Source organism: Paraburkholderia lebeckiae, from assembly GCF_050436225.1.
GTDB lineage: Bacteria > Pseudomonadota > Gammaproteobacteria > Burkholderiales > Burkholderiaceae > Paraburkholderia > Paraburkholderia tuberum.
In genome coordinates this window covers 1,589,486-1,614,518 of sequence record NZ_JBNDLU010000002.1, presented here as the reverse complement: position 1 = coordinate 1,614,518, position 25,033 = coordinate 1,589,486, and the positions used below count along the sequence as shown (strand labels likewise).

Below are 25,033 nucleotides of genomic sequence, written 5' to 3'. Positions count from 1 at the left end.
GTCATACGACGGGTCACCCCTTGTCGTACGAATCGCCGCGCGCTTCGTCGTTCAGGCGCTTCGTGCGCCACCAGTATCCCATCAAGAAGTCGCCGCCTGCTTCTCGAACAGTTCGCGAAACACCGGATAAATATCGGCCGCGGTTTCGACCTTCTTCATCGCCATGTGCGGTTGCGATAGCGCCAGTTGCGCGTATTCGAGCCACAGATTCTGCTCTTCGGGCGTCACCTGAATATACGCAAAATACCGCACCTTCTCCAGGATGTCATCCGAGAGTATTTTGCGGCACTTCGGCGAGTCGTCGGTCCAGTTGTCGCCGTCGGAAGCCTGCGCCCCGTAAATGTTCCATTCAGTTGGCGAGTAGCGTTCGTCCATCACCTTGCGCATCAGTTCGAGCGCGCTCGACACCACGGTGCCGCCGCTTTCGGTCGAGTGGAAGAACGTGTCTTCGTCGACTTCCTCGGCGCGCGTGTGGTGGCGAATGAACACCACTTCGATGCGCTCGTAGTTACGCTTCAGGAACAGGTACAGCAGGATGAAGAAGCGCTTCGCAAGATCCTTGCGCTGCTCGTCCATCGAACCGGACACGTCCATCAGGCAGAACATCACCGCCTGGCTCGACGGCGTGGGCTGCTTCACGCGATTCACGTAACGCAGATCGAACGGATCGATGAACGGAATCCGCCAGATGCGTCCTTTGAGATGGTGGATGTCGTCTTCGAGCAGCTTGATCTCGTCGCGGCGATCGGCGGGATCGGCCTTCAACTCTTCCAGCTGCCGCTCCATCTCGTGCAGCTGGTTGACGAGCGGCGCGCCGAGCGCGATGCGCCGGCCGAGCGCGCTGCGCAGCGAACGCACGACGTCGATGTTGTTCGGCGTGCCCTCCGCGGCCCAGCCCGCGCGGACGCTTTTCCACGTCGGCACGGCCGTCAGATGGGTTTTGACGAGACGCGGCAGTTCGAGGTCGTCGAAGAAATACTGCATGAACTCTTCGCGGCTCAGCTCGAACACGAAGTCGTCCTGACCCTCGCCCTCGTTGCTGGCCTGACTGCCTCCGCCGCCGCCACCGCCGCCTTGCGGGCGCTGGATCTTGTCGCCGCGGATGTAGTCCGAGTTGCCGGGATGCACCATCTCGCGCCGGCCGCCCGGTCCATGACGGAACGACGGCTCCGCGATGTCCTTGCGCGGAATGGTGATGCTCTGGGTGTTCTGGATGTCCTTGATGCTGCGATCGCGCACCGCCTCCGAAACGGCACGACGAATATAGTTTTTGACGCGGCGCAAAAAGCGCTCACGGTTCGCAATACTCTTGTTCTTGCCTGCCAATCTGCGGTCGATGATTTGATGAAGCACGCCCGGTCTCCCGTCCATGCAACCGCGATTCCCTGCGGCCGCACTAATATTTCGGGTGCGCGAGACGCCCGCCGCGCAGTGCAATGCTATGCGGCTTGCGCCTCGCCGGTTGCCCGTACGGTCGAACCGTACGGGCGGCACACCATGAGTATCATGCGCGCATCATGACGACTTGCGCACGCGCAGATACCAGTCGCACAGCAAGCGCACCTGCTTCGGCGTATAGCCCTTCGCCACCATGCGATTGACGAAGTCTTCATGCTTGCGTTGCTCTTCGGCCGAGCCTTTCGCGTTGAACGAGATCACCGGCAACAGTTCTTCCGTGTTCGAGAACATCTTCTTTTCGATCACGACGCGCAGCTTCTCATAGCTGATCCACGCGGGGTTCTTGCCCGCATTCGCAGCCCGCGCACGCAGCACGAAGTTCACGATCTCGTTGCGGAAGTCTTTCGGATTGCTGATGCCCGCGGGCTTCTCGATCTTTTCCAGCTCGGCGTTCAACGCGGCACGGTCGAAGCTCTCGCCGGTGTCGTGGTCGCGGAACTCCTGATCCTGGATCCAGAAGTCCGCATACGTGACATAGCGGTCGAAGATATTCTGACCGTACTCGGAGTACGACTCCAGATACGCGGTCTGAATCTCCTTGCCGATGAACTCCGCATAGCGCGACGCGAGCACGTCCTTGATGAAGGACAGATACTTCTGCTCGGTTTCCGGCGGGAACTGCTCGCGTTCGATCTGCTGTTCAAGCACGTACATCAGATGCACCGGATTGGCCGCGACCTCGGTCGAGTCGAAGTTAAACACGCGCGACAGAATCTTGAACGCGAAGCGGGTCGACACGCCGGTCATGCCTTCGTCGACGCCCCCGAAGTCGCGATACTCCTGATACGACTTCGCCTTCGGGTCAGTGTCCTTCAGATTCTCGCCGTCGTAGACCTGCATCTTCGAGAACAGGCTCGAATTCTCCGGCTCGTGCAAACGCGTGAGCACGGACAACTGCCCCATCATCTTCAGCGTGCCCGGCGCGCAGACCGCGTTGGCCAGCGACGAGTTGCGCAGCAGCTTCTCGTAAATCTTGACCTCTTCGCTGTAGCGCAGGCAGTACGGCACCTTGACGACGAAGATCCGGTCGAGCAGTGCCTCGTTGTTACGGTTGTTGCGGAATGCCTTCCATTCCGATTCGTTCGAGTGAGCGAGGATGATGCCGTCGAACGGAATCGCGCCGAAGCCTTCCGTGCCCTTGAAGTTGCCTTCCTGGGTCGCCGTGAGCAGCGGGTGCAACACCTTGATCGGCGCCTTGAACATTTCGACGAACTCGAGCAGGCCCTGATTGGCGAGGCACAGGCCGCCCGAGTAGCTGTACGCGTCGGCATCGTCCTGCGCGTACTGTTCGAGCTTGCGGATGTCGACCTTGCCGACCAGCGACGAAATGTCCTGATTGTTCTCGTCGCCCGGTTCGGTCTTCGAGATAGCGATCTGGCGAAGGATCGACGGATAGCGGCGCACCACGCGGAACTTGCGGATGTCGCCGTTGTACTCGTGCAGGCGCTTGACCGCCCACGGACTCAGAATGCCTCGCAGGTAGCGACGAGGAATGCCATATTGCTCTTCGAGGATCGGACCGTCTTCCTCGTAGTCGAACAGACCGAGCGGCGATTCATTGACGGGCGAGCCCTTGATCGCATAGAAGGGCACGCGTTCCATCAATTGCTTCAGACGTTCCGCGATCGACGACTTGCCGCCGCCGACCGGTCCTAACAGATACAGGATCTGCTTCTTTTCTTCGAGCCCCTGGGCCGAATGCCGGAAGTAGGCGACCACCTGCTCGATCACCTCTTCCATTCCGTAGAACTCACGGAATGCGGGGTATACCTTGATGACCTTGTTCGCGAAGATACGCGATAAACGCGGATCGTTGCGAGTGTCGATCTGTTCCGGTTCTCCGATTGCCGTCAACATGCGTTCGCCGGCGGTGGCGTACGCGGCGGGATTGTCTTTGCAGAGCGCGAGATACTCCTCGAGCGAGAGTTCGTCCTCCCGTGTTTTCTCGAAGCGGGTCGCGAAACTGCTGTAGATATCCATGCTACCTCCTCGCCAAAGTCTGGAGCGATGTCGTGCGCGGCGCGCTATTCGGAAACGACATCGCTCGAATTCATCCTAAACCCTTTTAAATTTTTTTTCACGGACTACGTTGCGAAAATCGCGCCGTAACCGCCACCGCTACAATCCTCACTTGGAAACAGAGATTCGACCGCCTACAATTTTTTTACTCACACGGCAACCAATCACATCATCTGCTGCTCCGCTGTATCGCTACTTTCTTCAGCACCGCATCGCTATTCAGTGCTCCTGCACGACTTCGCCGGACCGCTGCATCGCGTCCTGTCACCGCGTTGCTATTGCACATCCCGTACCCGCACCGTCAACCCTCCACCAAAATGCGGCTGTCTGCGCACGCACACTTCGTCACAAAAAGCATGCACGTGACGAGCTCGCGGCGCTCTCATAGGTGTGGAAGCGGCAAAGTTGCAACAAATGCATTCGAACAGGTTAACGATCAAAGACTGCCACCGTTTCAAATTCGCCAAAATAAAAACGGCTGCACGCGGGCAGCCGTTTGGAATCTAGCGTTGTAATTTGCGGTTACAAGCGCCGCAGCATCGATCAGGTCAGTTCAATTTCCACTTCACCCAATCCGTCGATATGACCACGCACGATGCCGGGCTCGTCGATCTTGTGCGCGCCGACGTATGACCCGGTGGTCAAGGTCCAGTTGCGCTCGATCGTGATGCCCATCGCCGCGCAATGGTTGACGAACCACACGAGCAGCTCGCGCGGATCGCCTGCCGGATTGCCGGTCACTTCCGGTATCAGCGAGCGGCCGTTGAAACTCAGCTCCAGTTCCGGCGACACGAAGTCGAAGCCGCGCGCGAGGCTCGCATAGACGGCCGGATGGCCGGTGATCAGCGCGCCGTTGTTCTGCGCGTCGGCCAACTGCGCGAGCGGCGCGACGTTCGGCCATTCGGCGAAGCGGCTGTCGACGATCTCGATGGCCGGCAGCACGGCGCCGACCTTCGACAGTACCTCGTCGCGCGCATACGCCTGAGCGCGCGGCTCGATCGTCACGTCGAAGCGGAACGCGATCTCCAGCTCCACCAGCACGCGAAAGAATCCGTCATGCGCGAGCGTCGCTGGCGACGGCATCACTAGCGAGGCCGGAATCGGTGCGCCCGACGCGGCGCCGCCCGGCGACTTCGCGCCGATCTTCCACGCGCCGGTCGACTCACCGAGGCCCACGATCACCGCCTGCTGGATCGCGTAGGCGGTCGCCGCGTCGGGCGGCAGGCTGTCGGGTGCGGGCGCGTCGATCGGCCGGCGCTGCCGGCGTGCCTCGACGAGGCATTGCGCAAGATCGTATCGCGTCATGTCGGTTCTTTGTGGCTGGCGCATGGCAGGGTTCGCAGGACGTAGCAATATGTGGGAACCACCTGTTAAAGGTGCCGGCAGCCGCGCGCCGCGCAAACGGATCGGGGCCGTGCCCGTCAATGTACCGGATCGCGGCACGCGCCGGTGAAAGGCGGCGGCGCGCAAACGTTAATTCTTGCGGGAGCTGAAAAAAAACCGCGCATGGGGGTCCAGGCGCGGTTTTTCGCGAAGCGATCGTCGCGGGTGCGACGCGGATGCCGGACAGCTAGCGAACGGAAACGGCAACGGCTGGTGCGCCGAACGGCGCGTCTCGACTCAGCTGACGCACGACGGCGCCGCCGCCCATGTACACCTGATCGGAGCCAACTCAGAAGGTCTCCCAATCCTGATCGCTGCCGGCCGTCGCCGCGGACCTGGCCGGCGCGCGCGTGGGCGTGGACGCGGCCGCTACCTGCGGCGCGACAGCGGCCGCGGCCGGGATCGATGCCTTCGCCGGCAACGCCGCCTGCGCGGTAGCCGGCGTGAGCTTGCGTGAGCGTGTAGCGACCGGCCTCGTGGACACCGGGCGCTTCGGCGCAGCAAGCGCCGACGCCGCTTCGTGACCGCCACGGCCGCTGTCGTCGACCTGGAACACCGCGACCGCGCTGCGCAGCCGCGCCGCCTGCTCCTCGAGCGACGACGCGGCGGCGGCCGCTTCCTCGACGAGCGCCGCATTCTGCTGCGTGACCTCGTCCATCTGCGTGACCGCGCGCGCGACCTGGTCGATGCCGCCGCTCTGCTCCTCCGACGCCGCCGCGATCTCGCCCATGATGTCGGTCACGCGCCGCACCGCGCCGATGATTTCGCTCATCGTGCGGCCGGCCTCGTCGACGAGCGCCGAGCCCGACTGCACGCGCTCGACCGACGTATCGATCAGCTCCTTGATCTCCTTGGCCGCCGCCGACGAACGCTGCGCGAGGCTGCGCACTTCGCCCGCGACGACCGCGAAGCCGCGCCCCTCCTCGCCGGCGCGCGCCGCCTCGACGGCTGCGTTCAACGCGAGGATGTTGGTCTGGAAGGCAATGCCTTCGATGATCGAGATGATGTCGGCGATCTTCGCCGAGCTCTGGTTGATGTCGCCCATCGTGCCGACCACCTGGCCGACCACCGCGCTACCCTTGTTGGCGATCTCGGACGCGTTGGCCGCGAGCGCGCTCGCCTGGCGCGCGTTGTCGGCATTCTGCCGCACGGTGCCGGTCAACTGCTCCATGCTCGAGGCGGTTTCCTGCAGCGCCGACGCCTGCTCCTCGGTCCGCGACGACAGGTCGACGTTGCCCGCCGCGATCTGGCGCGTCGCGGTCGCGATCGACTCGCTACCGCCGCGCACGCTGCGCACCGTTTCGGTGAGGCTGCGCTGCATTCTGGCGATTCCTTCGAGCAGTTGCCCCATTTCGTCGCGCGATGTCGCGATCACCGGACGACGCAGATCGCCGGCCGCAATCGCATCGAAGTGGCCGAGCGCTTCGTCGAGCGGACGCGCGATCGAGCGGCTCAGCGTCAGATACGACAGCGCCGCCGCCAGCACGCCGACCACCAGCGCGCCGATGCTGACCACGCGGAACGTCTGGAAACTGCTCTGCGCGGAGTCGAAGCCCTGCCTGGCCGAGTCGAACTGGTATTTGCGCACCGCGTCGTCGGCGCCGACGAGGTCGTTGAAGACGACCTGCAGATTCTTCGCGTCCTCGACCAGCTTGCCCTGATCGTTCGCCGTGATCGTCGCGGCGAACGTTTCGAGTTGCTGATGCAGCGCGTTGCGCTTCGCGGCGACGTCCTGCGCAAGCCGGTCTTCGTCCGCGTTGCGTGGCAGATCGAGATATTTTTTCCACCACATGTCGGACGTGCCCCCGAGCATGCGCCCGCGCTCGATGGTGGTGGCCGCTTCCGGTGTGCCGACCAGGAACGCGGCGCGGTCGAGCGCGAGTCGTTCGCGCGCCGCGTAGATTTCCGCGTTGCCGATGTTCACCGCGCCCGGCATCGCGTTGGTGAACGTGTCCTCATAGGCGTCGTTCGAACGGCTCATGCCGAACAGACCGAAAACGCCGATCGCAACCAGCAACGCGGCGAGGAACGCCATCGTCAGGCCAATTCGCGCCTTGATCGTGATGCCTTTATTCAACATGCTTGGTCCTGTGTGCTGTACTCAATGAGCGGCTGCTGCCTACGCAGCGTGGGGGGCGGCGTGTGTTAGGTCCGGCGCTTTTTTGAAACAGCGCTCTAATTTCCGTTTACGGCAGCGCACTCATAGACTTGAAGTATTTAAAAGGTATGAACAAAGACGTTGTTGGACGTTGCAAGCAAGTTGACTGGAAACGAGTGTGTTCGCGGCCCGCAGGGGAAACGCGGCGATATTCGTCAAAGCACGATTTTTGACGTTTTGGCGGGGGGAATGGGTGGAGAAGCGAGCCGTTCGGAGTCGCCCGAAGCGGTTGCAGGACAGTTCGATCAGGCAGCGTGCGCGGTGCTAATGCCGCCGCGGCATCAGTCCAATGCGTCGACCTCCGAGCGCGTCGGAATCGATGGCTGTGCGCCCGCGCGCGTCACCGATAGCGCGGCGGCGCGCTGCGCGAAGCGGATTGCCGCATCGACGCTCGCGCCCTGCGCGAGCTGCGCCGCGAAGCCGCCGATGAAGGTGTCGCCGGCCGCGGTCGTGTCGACCGCCTCGACGCGCGGCGCGTCGTACAGCGTCGCAGCCGCGCCTTCGAGCGACGCATGCAAGCCGCGCGCACCGAGCGTGACCAGCACGTTGCGCGCGCCGGCCGCGCGCAACGCGGCGGCGGCCCGTGCGGCGTCCTCGGGCGAATCGACGGGGAGACCGCTCAGCGCGGCGGCTTCGAGTTCGTTCGGAATCAGGTAGTCGATCAGCGGCAGCCAGTCGGCCGGCAACGGGCCGGTAGCGGGCGCCGGATTCAGGATCACGGTCTTGCCGAGCCGCCGCGCCGCCGCCAGCGCCGCGCGCACCGATTGGGGCGGGGTTTCGAGCTGACAGATCACGACGTCGGCGGCGGCGAGCGTCGCTTCGTGTCGCGCGACGGTGGCCGGCGTGACCTCGCCGTTGCTGCCCGCGACGATCACGATCGTGTTCTGGCTCGCATCGTCGACGACGATCAGCGCAACACCGCTCGGCTCCCTGCCGGTTTCGAGCGCGGCGCAGTCGATGCGCTCCGCTTCGAGGCCCGCGCGCAACTGCGCGCCATTCGCATCGGCACCGACGCAGCCGAGCATCGACACCTGCGCGCCGAGCCGCGCGGCAGCGACCGCCTGGTTGCCGCCCTTGCCGCCCGCGACCTGCGCGAAGCCGCGGCCGGCCAGCGTCTCGCCCGGTTGGGGCAGGCGTGGCGAACGCACCACGAGGTCCATGTTCAGACTACCGACCACCGTGACGCGTGCGCGCGTTGGGTTGCTTGCCACTCGAGTGTCCTCCGTTGCGCGACGGGTCGCGTCGCTATTGCGCGCGCGTCCTTCGAGCGCCCCTCATGCGTCCTTCATCCGGCGCATCAGGCCGCCAGATCCCGCCGTTCCGCGCCCGCCCACGTCGCGGTGGACTCCCGCACGATCAGCCGCGGCGACACCACGCGGCGGCGCGCAGGCGCCCGCGCGGTGCCGTTCGACGACGCCTCGGCGATCCGGTCGATCAGCGTCTGCGCGGCCGTGTCGCCAAGCGCGCGCACCGACTGTCCGACCGTCGACAGCGACGGGAACGTGAAGCGGCCCAGCTCGATATCGTCGAAACCGATGATCGAGCAATCGCGCGGCACGCTGATATTGCGCTCCGCCGCCGCGCGCAACGCGCCGATACCCATCATGTCGTTGCCCGCGAAAATCGCCGACGGCCTGACCGTATCGAACAGCTGCGCGGCCGCGCGATGTCCGCCCGTCCCCGAAAAATCGCTTTCGACGATGGCATCGGCCGGAATCTCGATGCCACGCTCGGCCATCGCGCGAATGAAGCCGTGCACCCGCATCGCGCTGACCGCGGTCTGCACCGGCCCCGTGATGCAACCGATCCGCACATGCCCGAGCTCGAGCAGATGACGCGTGGCCAGATACGCGCCCTTCTCGTGATCGATCTGCACGAGGTCCGCGTTGACTCCCTCGATGTTGCGGTCCACCACCACGAGCGGCTCGCGCGCGTCGGCGAGCGCCTGCGCGAGCACGGCGTCGTCGCCGGCCGACGCGACGATCAACCCGTCGATGCGCTTTTCCTGCAGCACGCGCAGATAGTTGCGCTGCTTCGCGGGGTCATCGTCGGAGTTGCAGAAGAACACGCAGTAGCCATTGCGCGCGCAGCCGTCCTCGATGCCGCGCGCGAGCTCCGCGAAATACGGGTTCGTGCTGTTCGGCACCACCAGTCCGATCGTCGCGGTCGAGCGCGCCTTCAGCGAGCGCGCGACTGCCGACGGCACATAGTGCAGTTGACGGATCGCGTGCTCGACTTTCGCGCGCACATCGGCCGACACCGGCCGCGAGTTGTTCACGACGTGCGATACCGTCGTGAACGACACGCCCGCCACCGCCGCTACATCCTTGATCGTCGTCATAACCTGTTGCTCTCCTGTCGAACGGAGTTAGCGCTTTAGCGCTTACTCCGGTCCCATGCAGTCTCATCGCGGTCGAACGGAGTTAGCGCTTTAGCGCTTACTCCGGTCCCATGCAGTCTCATCGCGGTCGAACGGAGTTGGCGCTTTAGCGCTTACTCCGGTCCCATGCAGTCTCATCGCGGTCGAACGGAGTTAGCGCTTTAGCGCTTACTCCGGTCCCATGCACTCATTCATCGTTGCGCCGCGGCTCCCACCTCAGGCGCGTTTGCGACGACTGCGGTACGTATCGAGCACCACCGCCACCACGATCACCGCGCCGGTGATCATGCGCTTGGTCGGCTCGTTCGCGCCGATCTGCGCGAGGCCCGCCGCCAGCACCGAAATGATCAGCACGCCAAAAAACGTGCTGATAACCGAACCACGTCCGCCCATCAGACTCGTGCCGCCGATCACGACCGCCGCGATCACCTGCAGCTCCAGGCCGACACCTGCATTCGGATCGGCCGCCTCGAGCCGCGAGATCTGGAACAGCGCCGCGAGTCCGGACAGCGCGCCCATCAGCGCGAACACGATCACCTTGTACGGCCGCGGATTGACGCCCGCGAGCCGCACCGCTTCCTCGTTGGTGCCGATCCCGACCAGATAGCGCCCGAACACCGTGCGCGTCAGCACCAACTGCGCTGTCACCATCACCGCCACCGCGATCAGAAAGGCCGGCGAGATGCCGAGCGCGATCGGGTTCGACAGAAAATCGAACGCATCACCGATATACGCGGTGCGCGAATTGGTCATCTGATACGCCATGCCGCGCGCCGCCTCGAGTACGCCGAGCGACACGATGAACGACGGAATTCGCCAGCCCACCGTCACCGCGCCGGTCACGGTGCCGGTCAGCGCCGCGACCGCGACCCCGAGCAGCGCGCCGGCAGCCGGCCCCCAGCCCCACTTCAGCGTCACCACGCTGACCACCGACGCCCCGAGCGCGAGCACCGAGCCCACCGACAGATCGATCCCCGCGATGATCAGCACGAAGGTCATGCCGACCGACATCACGACGAGATCCGGAATCTGGTTCGCGATCGTGCTGAACGTGTCGTAGCTCAGAAAGTGCGAACTCAGCAGCGAGAACAGCACGATCATCGCGAGCAGCGCGCCGGCGAGGCCCAGGTAGTTCGAAAAGCCGAGCCGCGTGCCGGCCGGTTTGCCGCTCGCGAGCGGCGCCGACGGATCGGCGGACGGCGTCACGGCGGGCGCGTCCGGCGCACCGCCTTGCTTGCCGCCCTGCTGGCCGTCCAACTGGCCGTCCTGTTTGACACCCGCCGCCTCGCGCCACGATCGATCGGTCATCACAGACTCCCTGCTTCGTTGACGCCGTGCGCGTGCAGCAGCGCGTCACGGCCGCGGTAGCCGGCGAACGCAGCCGCGAGCAGCGCATCCTGGCTCCAGCTCGCGCGCTCGAACACGCCTGTCATGCTGCCCGCCGACATCACGCCGATCCGGTCGCAGATCAGCATCAGTTCGCGCAGATCGCTCGACACCACGACGAGCGCGCGGCCGGCGCGAGCGAGCGCGCCCATCAGGCCGTAAATATCGAACTTCGCGCCGACGTCGATGCCGCGCGTCGGTTCGTCGAACAACAGCACGCGGCAGTCGCGCGCGAGCCAGCGGCCGATCACGACCTTCTGCTGGTTGCCGCCCGACAGCTCGCCGACGATCTGCGCGGGCCCCGAGCTGCGAATCCGCATCGCGGCGATCTGCTTGTACGCCAGCGCGTTCTCGCGCTTCGCGTCGACGAGGCCGTGCCGCGCGACGCTGCGGAGATTGCCGAGCGACAGGTTGGCCGCGATCGGTTGCGGCAGCAGCAGGCCTTCGCCCTTGCGGTCTTCGGTGATCAGCGCGATACCCGCGCGTACCGCGTCGGCCGGCGAGTCGATTCGCACCGGCGTAGGCGACGCGCCCGGCGTCGCGGCGAGCGACACGCTGCCGCCGTCCTTGCGGTCGGCGCCGTAGATGAGCCGCATCAGCTCGGTGCGGCCCGCGCCGATCAGTCCGCTCACACCGAAAATCTCGCCCGCGCGCACCTCGAACGACACGTCGCGCACTACCTTGCCGCGCGCGAGCCGCTCCACTTTCAGGAGCGGCGCGCCGATGTTGCGCTCGCCGAGATCGATATGCTCGCCGAGCTCGCGGCCGACCATCCACGTGACGATCTGCTCGCTCGTCAGGTTCGCCATCGCGTCGACATGCACGAGGCGGCCGTCGCGCAGCACCGCGACCCGTTCGGCGACCCGCGCCAGCTCTTCGAGCCGGTGCGAGATATAGACGAGCGCGACGCCGCGAGCCTTGAGCCGCCCGATCTGCTCGAACAGCAGATCGACCTCGCGGGCGGTCAGCATCGCGGTCGGCTCGTCGAGGATCAGCACGCGGCAGTCGTCGATCAGGTTGCGGGCGATCTCGACCATTTGCTGATGACCGATGCCCAGTTCGCCGACCAGCGTGTCGGGATCGATCGCGTCGAGTCCGACCTGCGCCATCGCCTCGCGCGCGTTCTCGCGAAGCTTGCCGCGATCGATCCAACCGAAGCTGAACGCGCCCGCACGCGGCAGCCGGTTCAGGAACAGGTTCTCGGCGACCGACAGCGTAGGCAGCAGATTCAACTCCTGCATGACCATGCGCACGCCGAGCGCCTCGGCCTCGGTGCGGCTCGCGGGCGCGTACGGCGCGTCGGCAAGCCGCATCGTGCCCGCGCTCGCCTCGACCAGCCCGCCGATGATCTTCGACAGCGTGCTCTTGCCCGCGCCGTTCTCGCCGGTCAACGCCAATACCTCGCCCGCTCGCAGCGACAGCGATACGTCGGCGAGCACCGGTTCGGCATAGGTCTTGCCGATGCCGCTGACGTTCAGTACGACAGGCAAGGCGTCGTGGTCGGTCGAATCCATCGCGCTCCTGGTTGCATGGCGCTTCTGGCGCCTTCGTGGCGCCCCGGCGGTCCGCTGCGCTTGCCGCACAGCACACCGCGCCCGGCTGCCACGAGTCATGCCGGCCCACTGCGCGGAATGCACAGGTGCTCATGGCCGCGCTCCCTCTCACCACGCGAGCCGCTGTCATGACGCTTATCTCTGGGATTAACGGCGGTGCGGCGGGATTCTTGAGCGTCCGTTGAATAAAAGCGGATCACTGGGTGGTGGTTTGCCTCTAAAACATGCTACCCGCATAATTCGGGGCGATTTTTACGGCTTCCCGTGCGCTTTTCCGGCTGCGCCCGGCTCGTGCTTCACGCCGGGCGCGGCGCGCTTACTTCAGGGTGTCCTTCGTCACCAGAACGACCGGCGTTTCGACGACACCCGACAGCTGCGACTGCTTCCTGTTTTCGCTCAACGCCTTCAATGCGGTATCGATGCCGAACACGGCCTGCTTCGCCGCGTACTGGTCGGCGGTGGCGAGCACGCGGCCGTCCTTCAGCATCGGATGGATCGCGTTGATGTTGTCGTAGCCGACCACCAGCACCTTGCCTTGCTTGCCGGCCGCGCGCACGGCCGACACCGCGCCGATCGCCATGTTGTCGTTGCCGGCGAGCAGCGCCTTCAGGTTCGGATACTCGTTGAGCATCGCCGATGCGACTGCGTTGCCCTTGTCGATTTCCCACTCGCCCGACTGCACCGACACGACCTTCGCGCCGACCGCCTGCATTGCGTCCTTGAAGCCCGCCGTGCGCTGCTGCGCGTTGGTGGTGGTCGAGACGCCTTCGAGGATGCCGACCTCGTCGCCGGCCTTCAGGCGCTTCGCGAGGTAGTCACCGACGAGCCGCGCGCCCTTGCGATTGTCGGGGCCGACGAACGGCACGTTCAGGTCTTTCGACTTCAGCACGTCCTGATCGAGCCGATTGTCGATGTTGACGACGATGATGCCCGCGTCGACCGCCTTCTTGACGACCGGCACAAGCGCCTTCGAATCGGCCGGCGCAAGCACGATCGCGTCGACCTTAGACACGATCATCTGCTCGACGATGCGGATCTGGTTGGCGGTGTCGGTTTCGTCCTTGATGCCGTTCGTGATCAGCTCGAACTTGTCGGGGTTGTGCTTCTGATAGTCCTTCGCCCCGGTCTCCATGGTCAGGAAGAACTCGTTGGCGAGCGACTTCATCACGAGCGCGACCTTCGGCTTATGAGCCGGGGCGTTCTGCGCGTGGGCGGCGGAAAAAGGCAGGACGGCGGAGGCGGTGGCGAGAACTGCGGCGGCTAGAATGCGACGACGGGTTCGATGGCTCATGCGTATCTCCAAGGTTGTCAGGCTCGCGGGCGAGCCGTATTTTTTGTGATGCGCAAACGTTTGCGAGGCCTATTCTCAGCGCAAGCTCTTCGGAATGTCAACGATTCGCGGTGTTGCAACGCACCGGCGCGCAACATCTGCGGCGCCGCAATACGCTCGTTCGATCCGGGCAGCGTGTGGCAAGGTTCCCTCGCTCAGTCCGTGCAGTCGATGACGCCCGTGTGTCGCGTGCGGCGCGACACACAGGCCGCTTATGCTGGCCTGGTATCGCGCGCGCCGCAAGTGAAACCCCGAGGAAATTGAACGGTGCGCCGGCTACAACCAGCCGGCCTTGCGAAAACGCCGGTACAGCACGAAGTCGATCGCCAGCATCACCACCAGCACGACCGGATACCCGTACCTGAAATGCAGCTCGGGAATGCGCTCGAAGTTCATCCCGTAGATGCCGGCGATCATGGTCGGCACCGCGAACAGCGCGGCGAACGAGCCGAGCCGCTTGGTGATTTCGCTCTCGGCGAGCGAGATCATGCCGAGGTTCACCTGCACCGCCGTGACGACGATTTCGCGACGCCCCTCGATGGTTCTGACGATCCGGTCGAGGTGATCGTAGACGTCGCGGAAGTACGCCTGCATGCCTGCGCAAACACTTGGAATGCGGCCGCCCGTCAGTTTGCCGACCGCTTCCTGCAGCGGCACGATATGGTGCTGCAGGATCACGAGCCGGCGCTTCATCGAGTACAGGTCCTGCACGATCGCGCGCGAGGCGGCCGAATCGTTCTTCTCGAAGATGCGGTCCTCGAGCGTTTCGAGCTCGGTGCTCATCGCCTCGATGATCGGGAAATAACGGTCGACCACGTCGTCCATCAGTGCGTACAGCACGAACGCCGAGCCTTCCTTCAACAGATGCGGCTCGCGCTCGCAGCGCGTGCGCACGCTCTGGAAACCGGTGCGCGTGCCGCGGCGCACCGACAGCACATAGTTGGCGCCGGCGAACACATCGACTTCGCCGATCACCAGCTCGCCTGTCTCATCCATCTCGACCGTGTGCATCACGGTGAAGACCGAATCGCCGTACTCCTCGATTTTCGGGCGCTGATGACCGTGTTGCGCGTCTTCGATCGCGAGCTCGTGCAGATTGAATTCGTCTTTCATGGCCGCGAGTTCCTCGGGCTCCGGGTCTTTCAACGCGACCCAGACGAAGCACTCGGGCCGCGCGACGTAGTCGCTGATGCTGTCGACATCGACGTCGGCGAGTTTCCGGCCGTCCTGATAGGCGGCGCAATTGATCAGCATGTTCGGATTACCTTGCATACGAAAGCAGACCTCGCCACCCTCTCACGTAAGCATTGCGTAAGACGGTCGACGGACCTGCATGAACGGACAAGCACGCTTCCAGGCCGCTTGTATCAGCCGCCATGTTAAGGCGCGATACCTAAGCCGCGCGTATCCAATTGTTAATGCTCGACCGCACGCTACTGCGCGACCCGCTGCAGGCCGATGCGGTGATCGTCGTTGAACGTGACCGAGGCGCGGTTCGTGTAGCGCGGGTCGGCCGTTACGACGAAGTTCAGCTCGATGACCGGATCGAACTGCGTCGATACGCCGATCCGATGCGCGCCGGGCGGCAGATAGAACACCACGTGCTCGCCGTTCATCAGGTCGGTCACGCGCTCGCCGTCGATATAGACGAGCGCATTGCGAAACCGCACGATCACGTCGCGCGAACGCTCGCGCCGCAGGTCCACCGCGACGAGGCCGGGGCCCGGCGCCGTATAGCCCTGTCTGACGATGCGCTCGGCAGGCACCGGTTCGAACGGTACCGGCTCGGCCGGCGTCGACGCGCAGCCGGCCAGCGTGAGCACGCTGAGCGCGACGCCTGCGGCCAACGCGGCACAGCGTGCGGGCCCGGCCATCCGTGCGGCTCGGCAGCGGCAAGACAGGCGCATCGGCATGCTGGTTCTCCCGTGTGCTCCCGATTGTGGCCCCGAGTTTCCGACTACGCGGTGTGGGTCGTCGCTCCGCGTCCGCCGGTTCGGCGGACACGATACGCTCGTACGCATGAATGTTCCGCATCATAGCAACGCGCGGACATACCGCTAGCCACGGCGCACGCAGCTCGGGCGCCGCGCCTCTTGCATGGCGCGGCGTTCTTCTTCATGATCGGTGCAGGCGGCCGCGCTCGCGGCTGGCCGTCGTCGGTTGCCGGCATGCCTGTCGATCCGCGTCGCCGGACGCACGATCAAGGAGACTGCGATGTGGTATTTCACCTGGATTCTCGGCGTGGGTGTGGCGCTCGCCTTCGGCATCATCAACGTGATGTGGCTCGAGGCCAACGGCAAGTTCGCGCGCGACCCGCGCCCCGATGCCGCCGCCGCGCCGCATGAGGACAAGCCTGCGTGACTTCTCTGGTTTTCTTTTGCGGTCATGCGGGCACGGGCAAGACGACGCTGGCGAAAAAACTGCTCGGCCCGCTGATGAAAGTGAGCGGCACCCCCTTCTGCCTGCTCGACAAGGACACGCTGTACGGCGGCTATAGCGCGGCCGCGATGGCGATGCTGACCGGCAATCCGAACGATCGCGACAGCCCTCTTTTCCTGCAGCACCTGCGCGACCCCGAGTATCGCGGCCTCATCGATGCGGCGCGCGACAATCTCGAACTCGGCATCAGCGCGTTGGTCGTCGGCCCGCTGTCTCGCGAGGTGCGCGAGCGGCGGCTGTTCGATCACGCGTGGCTCGGCGTCGCGCCGGACGTGAGGTTGCGTGTCGTGTGGGTGCGGACCTCGGAGGACGTGGCGCGGCAGCGGATCGTCGCGCGCGCGAATCCCAACGATGCGTACAAGCTCGCGCACTGGGACGACTACCGGCGGCGGCGTTTCGAGCCGAGCGGCGCGAGCCGCGAGGGTCTGCTGATGTTCGACAATACCGCGCCCAGTTCGGCGGACCATGAAGCGCTCGTCGCGCAAATCGTGGCTGGATGACGGCCCTCCCTTCTGTCTGGCGAGTGCCGCGCTGGTCCGATGCTGGCTGAAAAACGGAAAATCCCCGTACGTCGGCGACGTACGGGGATTTTCATTCGACGCGAGCCATGCCGGCCTCAAACGGTCGCCATCGCCTCCAGCGACTGCCCTTCGTACAACTTGCCGAAGCGGTTCGCCAGAAAATCGCCGAGCGATACCTGCTCCTGGCGCACGAAGCCCTTTTGCGGCAGCTTGCGCTCGCGGAACAGATCGAGCACCGCGCACATCGCGCCGGCAGTCGTGATCTGAATCGCGCTCATCGGCACGCCGCAGACGGTCTTCGCGAAGATCTTCCGCGTGAACACCTCCTGCAAGAGCTGACCGTCGCGCATGCCGCTCACGGTGATGAACACCAGCACGACATCTTGCGCGGTCGATGGCACCGAGCGGCGCATGATGGTCTTCAGCGTATCGCGGTCGCTCGACAAACGCAGGTCTTCGAGCAGGAACTGCATCAGGTTGCGATGACCCGGATAGCGCACCGACTTGTAGTCGAGCGATTCGACGCGGCCCGCCAGCGTTTCGCACAGCGTGCCCAGCCCGCCCGACGTGTTGAACGCTTCGTACTCGGTGCCGTCGAGCGAGAAATGCTCGAGGCCTTCGAGCGGCTGCACCCATTGCGTGCGGCCATCGCGGATCGCCTCGCACGGCTGGCAGTACTCGTTGATCAGGCCGTCGACGCTCCACGTCAGGTTGTACTTCAGCGCATTGGTCGGAAACTCGGGCAGCGCGCCCACGCGCATCTTCACGTCGCGGATTTCCGTAAAGCGGTTCGCGAGCTCGTGCGCGGCAATGCCGATGAAGCCCGGCGCGAGACCGCACTGCGGCATGAATGCGTGATCGGCATCTTCGGCGATCGCGCGGATCGCGTGCGTCGCGCGTACGTCCTCGGTCAGGTCGAAGTAATGCACGCCCGCGCTCTTCGCGGCCGATGCGACGTTGATCGCGAGGTAGTACGGCAGCGCGTTGATCAGCACGTCGAAGCCCTGGATCGCGGCGCGCAGCACGGCGGCGTCGGCGGAATCGATGCGACGGGTGGGAATGCCCTGGGCGGCGAGCTTGTCGAGCGCGTGCTGATCGCGGTCGAACGCGACGACTTCGTAGTCGCCCGTCTCGCGCAGCATATGGGCAATGGTGTGACCGATCAGACCTGCGCCAACGATAGCTACTTTCATCTGCTTCTCCTTGTTATCCATGTGCTGTCTGCGAGCTTGGGAAGTGCGCCGCGTGTTGCGCGCGGCGCCTGCGGGCCGAACCCTTGAATGACAGTGTAGGAAGAAGCAAAAACAGTTCATACGCGCAAAATGCTGCGGTTTGACCATCAGGTTCGACGTTCTGACGAACCGCTCAAGCGATTTGTCGAAACAGCGTAAAAAAGGCGTCAACGATTGACTCTCGCAGCACTCGCGAAGACGTTACACCTCGCGCCGACTCACACCGTGCCACGGTCGATCTTGCGCGCGAGAATGATCGACGTCGTGGTCCGCTCGACGCCCTCTAGCCCGCCGATCTGATCGAGCAGATCGTTGAGCCGCTCCGGCGAATCGGCGCGCAGCCATGCCACGTAGTCGAACTCGCCGCTGACCGCGCACAGCAGCTGCACTTCGGGCATTTTGCCGAGGCGTTTCTGCACGGCCGGCCCGTGCTTCGGCGCGATGATGATGCCGACATACGCGACGATGCTCGAATCGAGCACATCCTGGCCAAGCCTCACGCTGTAGCCGGCGATCACGTTGCTGCGCTCGAGCCGCGCAATGCGCGCGATCACGGTCGTGCGCGCGACGCCGAGCTGCCGCGCAAGATTCGCGACGCTCTCGCGCGCGTTGGCTTGCAGCAGTGCAACGAGGTTGCGGTCGAGGTCGTCGAGCTGGTCGAGGCGCGGAGGTCTCATCGAAGGGGAAGGAAGTTGGTGTGGAATGTCGCGGATTATCGCGCGCCTGCACGGAGCGGCGCCATGTCACGCCACGCGGTACGGTCACAGATGCACGGCACACTGTGGGGGCGGCCCCGGCGCAGTATGTCGGCGCGATTGCCGCTCAGGCGCGAGCCGTTTCGCGTTCGTTTCGGTTGTAAGCGTTTGTCGCACACGCACCGTATTGTAGGGTTAACGTGTTACTAATAGCGGCGACGGGCGAATGCGGCAGCCGCTTGCGGTGCGGCGCCATTCGCCGCTGGCGCGGGGCATGACGCTCGCCGCGCGCCGTGTCTCAATAACGAACAGACATCAGGAGTTTCGATGAAAAAAGCACTGGTTATGCTGGCTACGGCCGTTTCGATGGGCGGCGCGTTCGCCCAAACCGCCGCGCCGGCCGCGGCGCCGGACACCACGCCCTCGGCCCCCGCGGCCAAGGCCGGCCACGAACGCAACGTCGAAGACCGCATTGCCTATCTGCACTCGCAACTGAAGATCACGCCCGCGCAGGAAACGCAATGGAAGGCGTTCGCCGACGTCATGCGCAGCAATGGCGAAACGATGGGCCAGCTGTTCGAGCAGCGCAAGGCGGCCACCAACGTGAGCGCGCTCGACGACATGAAACAGTACGCAACGATCGCGCAGGCGCATGCGGACGGCATGAAGAAGCTCGTCGATGCGTTCGATCCGCTGTATAGCAGCCTGTCGCCGGAGCAGAAAAAGCTCGCCGACGCGACGTTCCACCGGGGCGGCCCCGAGGGTCATCATCGCGGCCACCATGGCAAGGGCAAGGGCAGCAAGCCCGCGGCAGAAGCCGCGAGCGACGCGACTGTCAAGCCGTAATGAAAGAGCGCCCGCGCCGGGGTTGCCCCGTCGCGGGCGCGGGTCCGTTCGGACGCGATTGATTTCAGCGATTCCGCCGGCGCTCGAACAGCGGCTTTCTCACCACGCCTCAGCCTTTCGCCTTCCCCCGCCCGGCTCATGCATCTGGCATTATTCGGGGGCGCGCTGTCTGGGCCGGCTACCCGTCCCAGCGACTCGACGCACGATCGTCGCAAAGCGGCAAGTCGCGCCGCAACGCTCACCCCCTAATCTTCCACCCGCTTCATGACCGAACTCAGCAATCTCGATTTGCGTGACGATCCGCGCGCCCAACGCGTCGTCAAGGACGAAACGGTAAGCGTCGAATTCGCCGCCGCCGAGGGCCAGTTGATGAGCCTCGAAGGCCCGAACCGCTATGTGCGCGGCGATGCGCTGATCACCGGCTCGACCGGCGAGCGCTGGGTCGTGTCGCGCGAGCGCTTCGACGCGAAGTACCTGCCCGCCGATGCCGCGCTCGCGCACGGCGAAGCCGGCGCCTACCGCAACCGCCCGGCGGTCGTACTAGCCCGCCGGATGGACGAGTCCTTCTCGCTCGCGCGCTCCGCGAGCGGCGGCGACGTGCTGCACGGCGCGGCCGGCGACTGGGTCATGCAGTACGCGCCCGGCGACTATGGCGTCGTGCAGGCCGCGCGTTTCGCGAAGGTCTATCGGCTCGCGAATTGAATCCGCTGCACACGCGTTTCACCCGCGCTTCATTCGCGCGTCACGCGAACTCTTCGCCGAGATCGACCGTGACTTCGCGCGGGACCGCCTGACCGTTCGCGTACATTTCTTCGAGCGAGCCCAGGCTCGCTTCGACGTACGCGCGCAAGACCGCAAAGCTGCGGCCACGCAACCGCGCCGGCATCGCGCGATAACGCGCGAGCGCCGCCGGCGCGATCGCGACCGTCATCGCGATACGGCGCGCGGTGGAACCGAAGCGCATTGCTACCCAGTGAACCGTCAGTGTGGGCGTGCCATCGTCGGCGGCACGCTCGATGAACTGCGTCTGCTCGGGAAACAGATCGCTGATGACGCGCGCGAGCTCGTCGAACTCCGGATGCGCGCAGTCGTATTGGTAAGCTTCCATGAAGGCTGCCGGGAAAAGAGGATTCTGAAACGTAGGCGCATTTTAGAGAAACGCTGAAAGGATAGCGAGGCGCCTGCCGTCCAGCGGCTCATCCGCTCAGGCCGCGGCCGGCCGCCGGTAAATCCGTATCAGCAGTCCCGCGACGAACACCGCCGCCACCGCATAGATCGTATCGGCCGCCGCGAGCGGCAGCAGCCGCGCCTGCGTCATTGCCGCAGGCACGTCGATCAGCGCGTGCGCCCCGATCGCGAGCGGCAGGATGCCGCGCGAGCCGGCCCGCACGCCGCGCCACATCAGCACCGACAGCCCGATCTGGAACACCAGCGCCGCGACGCGTTCGAGCACGAAAATGCCGGCCAGTTGCGGCGTCAGGCTCGCGAGAATCAGATGCACGCGCATCACCGCTTCGGCCGGCAGATCGCCGAGGTAATCGCCGAGCCGGCCACGGTTTTCGAGGACCGCGAACACAAGCCACTGGAACTGCACGAACACGCCGACCATCCATGCTTCCGCGCCGCCGTGGCCGAGGCCGTAGCTGAGCGCGGCGCCATCGTCGGCGCGCAATGCGGCGGTGCGCGTGTCGGCGGTCGTGCTGGCGGCGGGGCTCGCACCCGCGCTTGCATCGACGCCGGCGGGCGCGTCGACGTTCGCCTTTTTGCGCACCGCCGGCCGCGCCGCCGCGCGCTTCATGAGCAGCCGCATGCCGAAGAACCGCCCCACTTCCTCGCAAACGCCCGCGGCCAGCGCACCATAGACGACGAACGCGAGCGGCTGCGAAAGGAACGCAGCGGTCGTTTCGTTGCCGCGCAACAGATAGTCGTGCAGCGCACGCTCGATGACCATCGCGAACAGCGCGAACACCGCGACGCCGGCGATCGCGTCGCGCGGCCGAAGCGCGAGCGGACGGCGCAATTGTCGGTAAATCAGAAACGGTAAAGCGGCGATGACGAGCGTGGCGAGCGCGAGGCTCGCGAGGGTAAGCAGTGGCACGACCATGAGTATCCTTGCGGGGTTCCTTGCAATCCCCGGCGCGCAACTGCTGCGCGCCGCAGCCCGCATCATCGCAGATTGGCCGGAAATCAGCGTGCGGTCGACGCACGCACGATCAACTCGCCGGGCAACAGGCAGTCGCGCGCGCCCGTCTGCGCGCCTTCGATGCGCTCGTGCAGGAATTCGACCGCGCGATAGCCGATGTCGTAGGTCGGCTGGCGGATCGTCGTGATGCCGGCGAGCTCGGCCCAATCCGGATCGTCGATGGAAAGCAGCGCGACGCGGCTCTGCCAGTGCGCGCTGTAACGCGCGTTCAGATGCAGCGCGAGACGCAACGCGACCGGTGCGTTGGCCGCGAACAGCGCGACGCGTGGGGAGGCGCCGGCGGGCTCGGCACCGGCCCCGCCCAGCGAATCGATCGCACGATCCAGCTCCGCGAGACCGCGCTCGAGCGCAGTTGCATCGGCGAGATCGAGCACCAGCGTACGACCGCGCGCGCGGCCATCGTCGCGCATCGCCCGATCGAATGCTTCGACGCGCAACTGTCGCGAGCTGACCTGCTCGAACGGCTGCACGACGAACCAGATGTGCTCGAAGCCCCGTTCGAGCAGATGCCGCGTACCGAGCGCGGCGGCCGCGCCATTGTCGAGACCGACCATGTCGGCGACCAGCCCCTCCACGCGCCGATCGACCAGCACCGCCGGAATCCCGCCGTCGCCGACCGGTCGCAACGTCTCCTCGCGCACGCCTAGCGCGTTGACGATCACACCTTCCACGCGATACGTGGTCAGCAGTTGCAGGTAACGCCGCTCCATCTCGACTTCGTTCGCCGCGTGGCAAATCAGCGGCATCAAACCGAGCGCGTGGCACGCGGCCTCGACGCCTTGCAGCACTTCGACGGAGTACGGATTGGTCAGGTCGGCGACCAGCATGCCGATCAGCCGGTTGCGACCGCGCTTCAGGCCGCGCGCCATCTGGTTCGGCTGATAGTCGAGCCGCGCGATCGCGGCTTCGATGCGCGCGCGCAGCTCGGGCGACAGCGCGCTGAACTCGCCGTTCAGATAGCGCGAGATGCTGGTCTTGCCGGTGCCGGCCTCGCGCGCGACATCGGTGATCGTCGCGCGGCGCGTCGGCGCGCTCGGGGGACCAGGCGGCATGCTGGGCGGGGTCGTGCTCATTCGCTCATCGCTCGTGTCGGGCCGAGGGCGGGAGCTTGCGCGCCGCCCTGCGATTCACTTCGCCAGTACTTCACGGTTGACGATGTTGGTCGTCAATGTGCCGTCGAGCGCGGCGACCAGGTTCTCCGCTGCGTTGAGCGCCATCGCATGACGGGTCTCGTGCGTCGCCGAGCCGATATGCGGCAGCGCGACCACGTTCGGCATGGCGAGCAACGGCGAGTCGGCAGGCAACGGTTCGGTGTCGAACACGTCGAGGCCCGCGCCGTGAATCGTGCCGTTGCGCAGCGCCTCGATCAGCGCCGGTTCGTCGACGGTCGCGCCGCGTGAAGCGTTGATCAGGATCGCGCTCTTCTTCATCGCGCGCAGTTCGGCGGCGCCGATCAGATGTCGCGTCTCTCGCGTGAGCGGCACCTGCAGACAGACGAAATCGGACTGCGCGAGCAATTCAGCCAGCTCGACGCGCCGCGCGCCATACGCGTGTTCCGCTTGGCGGTTCGCGCTGCGATTGGTGTACAGCACCTTCATGTTGAAGCCGAGCGCCGCGCGTCGCGCGACCGCGCCGCCGATCCGCCCCAAGCCGACGATGCCGATCGTCTTGCCCTGCACGTCGAGCCCGAACTGCGCGGGCCCGATGCTCGTGCGCCACTGCCCCGCCTTGACCCAGTCGGCCAGCTCGACGACGCGCCGCGCGGACGCGAGGATCAGCGAGAACACGGTATCGGCGGTCGATTCGGTCAGCACGTCCGGCGTGTGCGCGAGCACGATGCCGCGGCGCGTGAGGTCGTCGACGTCGAACTGGTCGTAGCCGACCGAGATCGTCGACAGCGCCTTCAGCCGGCTCGCGCCTTCGAGCATGGCCGGCGTGATCTGCACGCTCGCGCCGATGCCGCCGTCGGCATCGCGCAGCGCGGCGACGAACGCATCATGCGGTGACGGATCGACCTGCACAACCTGCGCATGCTGTTGCAGATAGGCGAGCACATCCTCGGGCAGCGACTTCCAGGCGACGATCTTGTTCATCAGCTAATTTTCCTTGCGACGGTGGGACGAGCGGGGTCGCGTGTTTCGACGGTGGCCGGCTTGACGGCGAGCGTCAGGATCACCGCGGCGACGAGCGCCACGCTCATGAATGCATACGATGCCGCGGGCGAACCGGTCGCGCCGTTCAGATAGCCGACCACGTACGAGCCGACGAACGAACCGAGCGCGCCCATGCTGTTGATCAGCGCCATCGCGCCGCCTGCGACGTTCTTCGGCAGCAGCTCCGGTACGATCGCGAAGAACGGTCCATACGGCGCGTACATCGCGGCGCCCGCGATCACGAGCAGCGCATACGAAACCCAGAAATGCGCGGAGCCGAGCCCGTACGACGCCGCGAACGCAATCGCACCGATCAGCAGGAACGGCCACACGAACACCTTGCGGCGGTTGAGTTTATCCGATGCCCACGAAGCTGCAAGCATCGCGATCGTCGCGGCCAGATACGGCAGCGCCGACAGCCAGCCGGTTTCCACCATGCCGAACGACGAGCCGTTCTTCAGGATCGACGGCAGCCACAGCACGAAACCGTACACGCCGATGCTCCAGCAGAAATACTGCGCGCACAGCTTGATGACCGCAGGCGTGCGAAACGCCTCGCTGTAATTGCGCACCGGCTTGATCGCCGCCTGCTCGGCGCGCAGCGTCTGCGCGAGCGCGTCTTTTTCCCCTTGCGTGAGCCACGACACCTGCTCGGGCTTGTCCTTCACGAGGAACCACCAGCAGATCGCCCAGATGATCGCGGGCGCGCCCTCGGCGATGAACATCTGCCGCCAGCCGAACGAATGCACGAGATAGCCCGACACGACCGACATCCACAGCACCGTCACAGGATTGCCGAGGATCAGGAAGGTGTTCGCGCGCGAGCGCTCGCTCTTCGTGAACCAGTTGCTGATAAAGATCAGCATCGCCGGCATCACCGCGGCTTCGACGACGCCGAGCAGGAAGCGGATCGCCATCAGCGACGGGATGTTGCTGACCATGCCGGTCAACGCCGCGCAGCCGCCCCACAGAACGAGGCTCCAGAACACCAGTTTCTTCACGCTGCGGCGCTCGGCATAGATCGCACCCGGAATCTGGAAGAAGAAATAGCCGAGGAAGAACAGCGCGCCGATCAGCGACGCGAGCCCCTTGCTGATGCCGAGATCCTGGTTGATGCCGGCCGCCGACGCGAAGCCGAAATTCGCGCGATCCAGATACGCGAGGCTGTAGGTGATGAACACGATCGGCATGATCGTCCACCAGCGGCGAATCGCAAGCGATGAGGTCATGGAAGTCTCCTTGGACGGCGTCGTCCCGAATCAATGATGAAAAAAAAT

Annotated in this window: 22 protein-coding genes; 4 read left to right on the top strand and 18 right to left on the bottom strand. The window is 65.2% G+C overall.

The genetic code is table 11. The features are described from left to right. Positions 1–81: 81 nt before the first annotated feature. From OKW45_RS22105 to OKW45_RS22055, 11 genes are all read right to left on the bottom strand, one after another. Positions 82–1,353: a YeaH/YhbH family protein gene (locus OKW45_RS22105; protein WP_184049335.1), complete on the bottom strand. Its 1,272-nt coding sequence runs from the start codon at positions 1,351–1,353 to the stop codon at positions 82–84. Between the two features lie 162 nt (positions 1,354–1,515). Next, a complete protein-coding gene (locus tag OKW45_RS22100; RefSeq protein WP_018417752.1) occupies positions 1,516–3,438 on the bottom strand; it encodes a PrkA family serine protein kinase in 1,923 nt (640 codons plus the stop codon). Between the two features lie 582 nt (positions 3,439–4,020). Beyond that, positions 4,021–4,782, bottom strand: a complete 762-nt coding sequence (locus OKW45_RS22095) for a 2-keto-4-pentenoate hydratase (protein WP_018417750.1) — start codon at positions 4,780–4,782, stop codon at positions 4,021–4,023. A gap of 367 nt (positions 4,783–5,149) precedes the next feature. Further along, complete coding sequence (locus tag OKW45_RS22090) at positions 5,150–6,940, bottom strand: methyl-accepting chemotaxis protein (RefSeq protein ID WP_429471111.1); 1,791 nt, start codon at positions 6,938–6,940, stop codon at positions 5,150–5,152. Between the two features lie 359 nt (positions 6,941–7,299). After that, positions 7,300–8,229, bottom strand: coding sequence for a ribokinase (gene rbsK / locus OKW45_RS22085; protein ID WP_429471109.1), 930 nt, complete (start codon positions 8,227–8,229; stop codon positions 7,300–7,302). Between the two features lie 86 nt (positions 8,230–8,315). Then, positions 8,316–9,359 (bottom strand): LacI family DNA-binding transcriptional regulator, encoded by a 1,044-nt coding sequence (locus tag OKW45_RS22080; protein WP_018417747.1) that lies wholly within the window; start codon positions 9,357–9,359, stop codon positions 8,316–8,318. A 255-nt stretch (positions 9,360–9,614) separates the two neighbouring features. Further along, positions 9,615–10,706, bottom strand: coding sequence for an ABC transporter permease (locus OKW45_RS22075; RefSeq protein ID WP_429471107.1), 1,092 nt, complete (start codon positions 10,704–10,706; stop codon positions 9,615–9,617). Beyond that, a complete protein-coding gene (locus tag OKW45_RS22070) occupies positions 10,706–12,298 on the bottom strand; it encodes a sugar ABC transporter ATP-binding protein (RefSeq protein ID WP_429471105.1) in 1,593 nt (530 codons plus the stop codon). The genes OKW45_RS22075 and OKW45_RS22070 overlap by 1 nt, the downstream gene beginning before the upstream one ends. Before the next feature lie 355 nt (positions 12,299–12,653). After that, on the bottom strand, positions 12,654–13,628 hold the full coding sequence (locus OKW45_RS22065) for a sugar ABC transporter substrate-binding protein (RefSeq protein ID WP_018417744.1): 975 nt from the start codon (positions 13,626–13,628) through the stop codon (positions 12,654–12,656). 315 nt (positions 13,629–13,943) lie between these two features. After that, the gene (gene corA / locus OKW45_RS22060; protein WP_429471103.1) at positions 13,944–14,921 is read right to left on the bottom strand and encodes a magnesium/cobalt transporter CorA; all 978 of its coding nucleotides are present in this window, start codon (positions 14,919–14,921) and stop codon (positions 13,944–13,946) included. A 179-nt stretch (positions 14,922–15,100) separates the two neighbouring features. Next, on the bottom strand, positions 15,101–15,541 hold the full coding sequence (locus OKW45_RS22055; RefSeq protein WP_429471101.1) for a hypothetical protein: 441 nt from the start codon (positions 15,539–15,541) through the stop codon (positions 15,101–15,103). Between the two features lie 340 nt (positions 15,542–15,881). Here OKW45_RS22055 and cydX point away from each other — a divergent pair, with 340 nt between their 5' ends. Both cydX and OKW45_RS22045 read left to right on the top strand, forming a co-directional pair. Further along, positions 15,882–16,028 carry a cytochrome bd-I oxidase subunit CydX gene (gene cydX / locus OKW45_RS22050; RefSeq protein WP_429471099.1) on the top strand — a complete coding sequence of 49 codons (147 nt, stop codon included), beginning with the start codon at positions 15,882–15,884 and terminating at the stop codon, positions 16,026–16,028. Next, a complete protein-coding gene (locus OKW45_RS22045) occupies positions 16,025–16,606 on the top strand; it encodes a P-loop nucleotide/nucleoside kinase family protein (protein WP_429471097.1) in 582 nt (193 codons plus the stop codon). The genes cydX and OKW45_RS22045 overlap by 4 nt, the downstream gene beginning before the upstream one ends. A 116-nt stretch (positions 16,607–16,722) precedes the next feature. On the opposite strand, the gene OKW45_RS22040 is transcribed toward OKW45_RS22045, so the two are convergent. After that, complete coding sequence (locus OKW45_RS22040; RefSeq protein WP_026225335.1) at positions 16,723–17,820, bottom strand: saccharopine dehydrogenase family protein; 1,098 nt, start codon at positions 17,818–17,820, stop codon at positions 16,723–16,725. Between the two features lie 257 nt (positions 17,821–18,077). Then, the gene (locus OKW45_RS22035) at positions 18,078–18,536 is read right to left on the bottom strand and encodes an Lrp/AsnC family transcriptional regulator (RefSeq protein WP_008922942.1); all 459 of its coding nucleotides are present in this window, start codon (positions 18,534–18,536) and stop codon (positions 18,078–18,080) included. Between the two features lie 345 nt (positions 18,537–18,881). On the opposite strand from OKW45_RS22035, the gene OKW45_RS22030 reads away from it, so the two are divergent. Together OKW45_RS22030 and OKW45_RS22025 are read left to right on the top strand one after the other, a co-directional pair. Then, complete coding sequence (locus OKW45_RS22030; RefSeq protein WP_429471095.1) at positions 18,882–19,400, top strand: Spy/CpxP family protein refolding chaperone; 519 nt, start codon at positions 18,882–18,884, stop codon at positions 19,398–19,400. A gap of 264 nt (positions 19,401–19,664) precedes the next feature. Further along, the gene (locus OKW45_RS22025; protein ID WP_429471093.1) at positions 19,665–20,102 is read left to right on the top strand and encodes a PGDYG domain-containing protein; all 438 of its coding nucleotides are present in this window, start codon (positions 19,665–19,667) and stop codon (positions 20,100–20,102) included. 40 nt (positions 20,103–20,142) lie between these two features. Here OKW45_RS22025 and OKW45_RS22020 read toward each other — a convergent pair whose 3' ends face one another. The 5 genes from OKW45_RS22020 to OKW45_RS22000 form a co-directional block, all read right to left on the bottom strand. Further along, on the bottom strand, positions 20,143–20,508 hold the full coding sequence (locus OKW45_RS22020; RefSeq protein ID WP_018417736.1) for a DUF3022 domain-containing protein: 366 nt from the start codon (positions 20,506–20,508) through the stop codon (positions 20,143–20,145). 96 nt (positions 20,509–20,604) lie between these two features. Next, positions 20,605–21,504, bottom strand: coding sequence for a YhfC family intramembrane metalloprotease (locus OKW45_RS22015; protein WP_429471091.1), 900 nt, complete (start codon positions 21,502–21,504; stop codon positions 20,605–20,607). Positions 21,505–21,587: 83 nt separating this feature from the next. Continuing rightward, positions 21,588–22,676, bottom strand: a complete 1,089-nt coding sequence (locus OKW45_RS22010) for a LacI family DNA-binding transcriptional regulator (protein ID WP_429471089.1) — start codon at positions 22,674–22,676, stop codon at positions 21,588–21,590. 54 nt (positions 22,677–22,730) lie between these two features. Continuing rightward, positions 22,731–23,696, bottom strand: coding sequence for a 2-hydroxyacid dehydrogenase (locus OKW45_RS22005; RefSeq protein ID WP_429471087.1), 966 nt, complete (start codon positions 23,694–23,696; stop codon positions 22,731–22,733). Then, positions 23,696–24,985, bottom strand: coding sequence for an MFS transporter (locus OKW45_RS22000; RefSeq protein WP_429471085.1), 1,290 nt, complete (start codon positions 24,983–24,985; stop codon positions 23,696–23,698). The genes OKW45_RS22005 and OKW45_RS22000 overlap by 1 nt, the downstream gene beginning before the upstream one ends. Positions 24,986–25,033 lie beyond the last annotated feature (48 nt).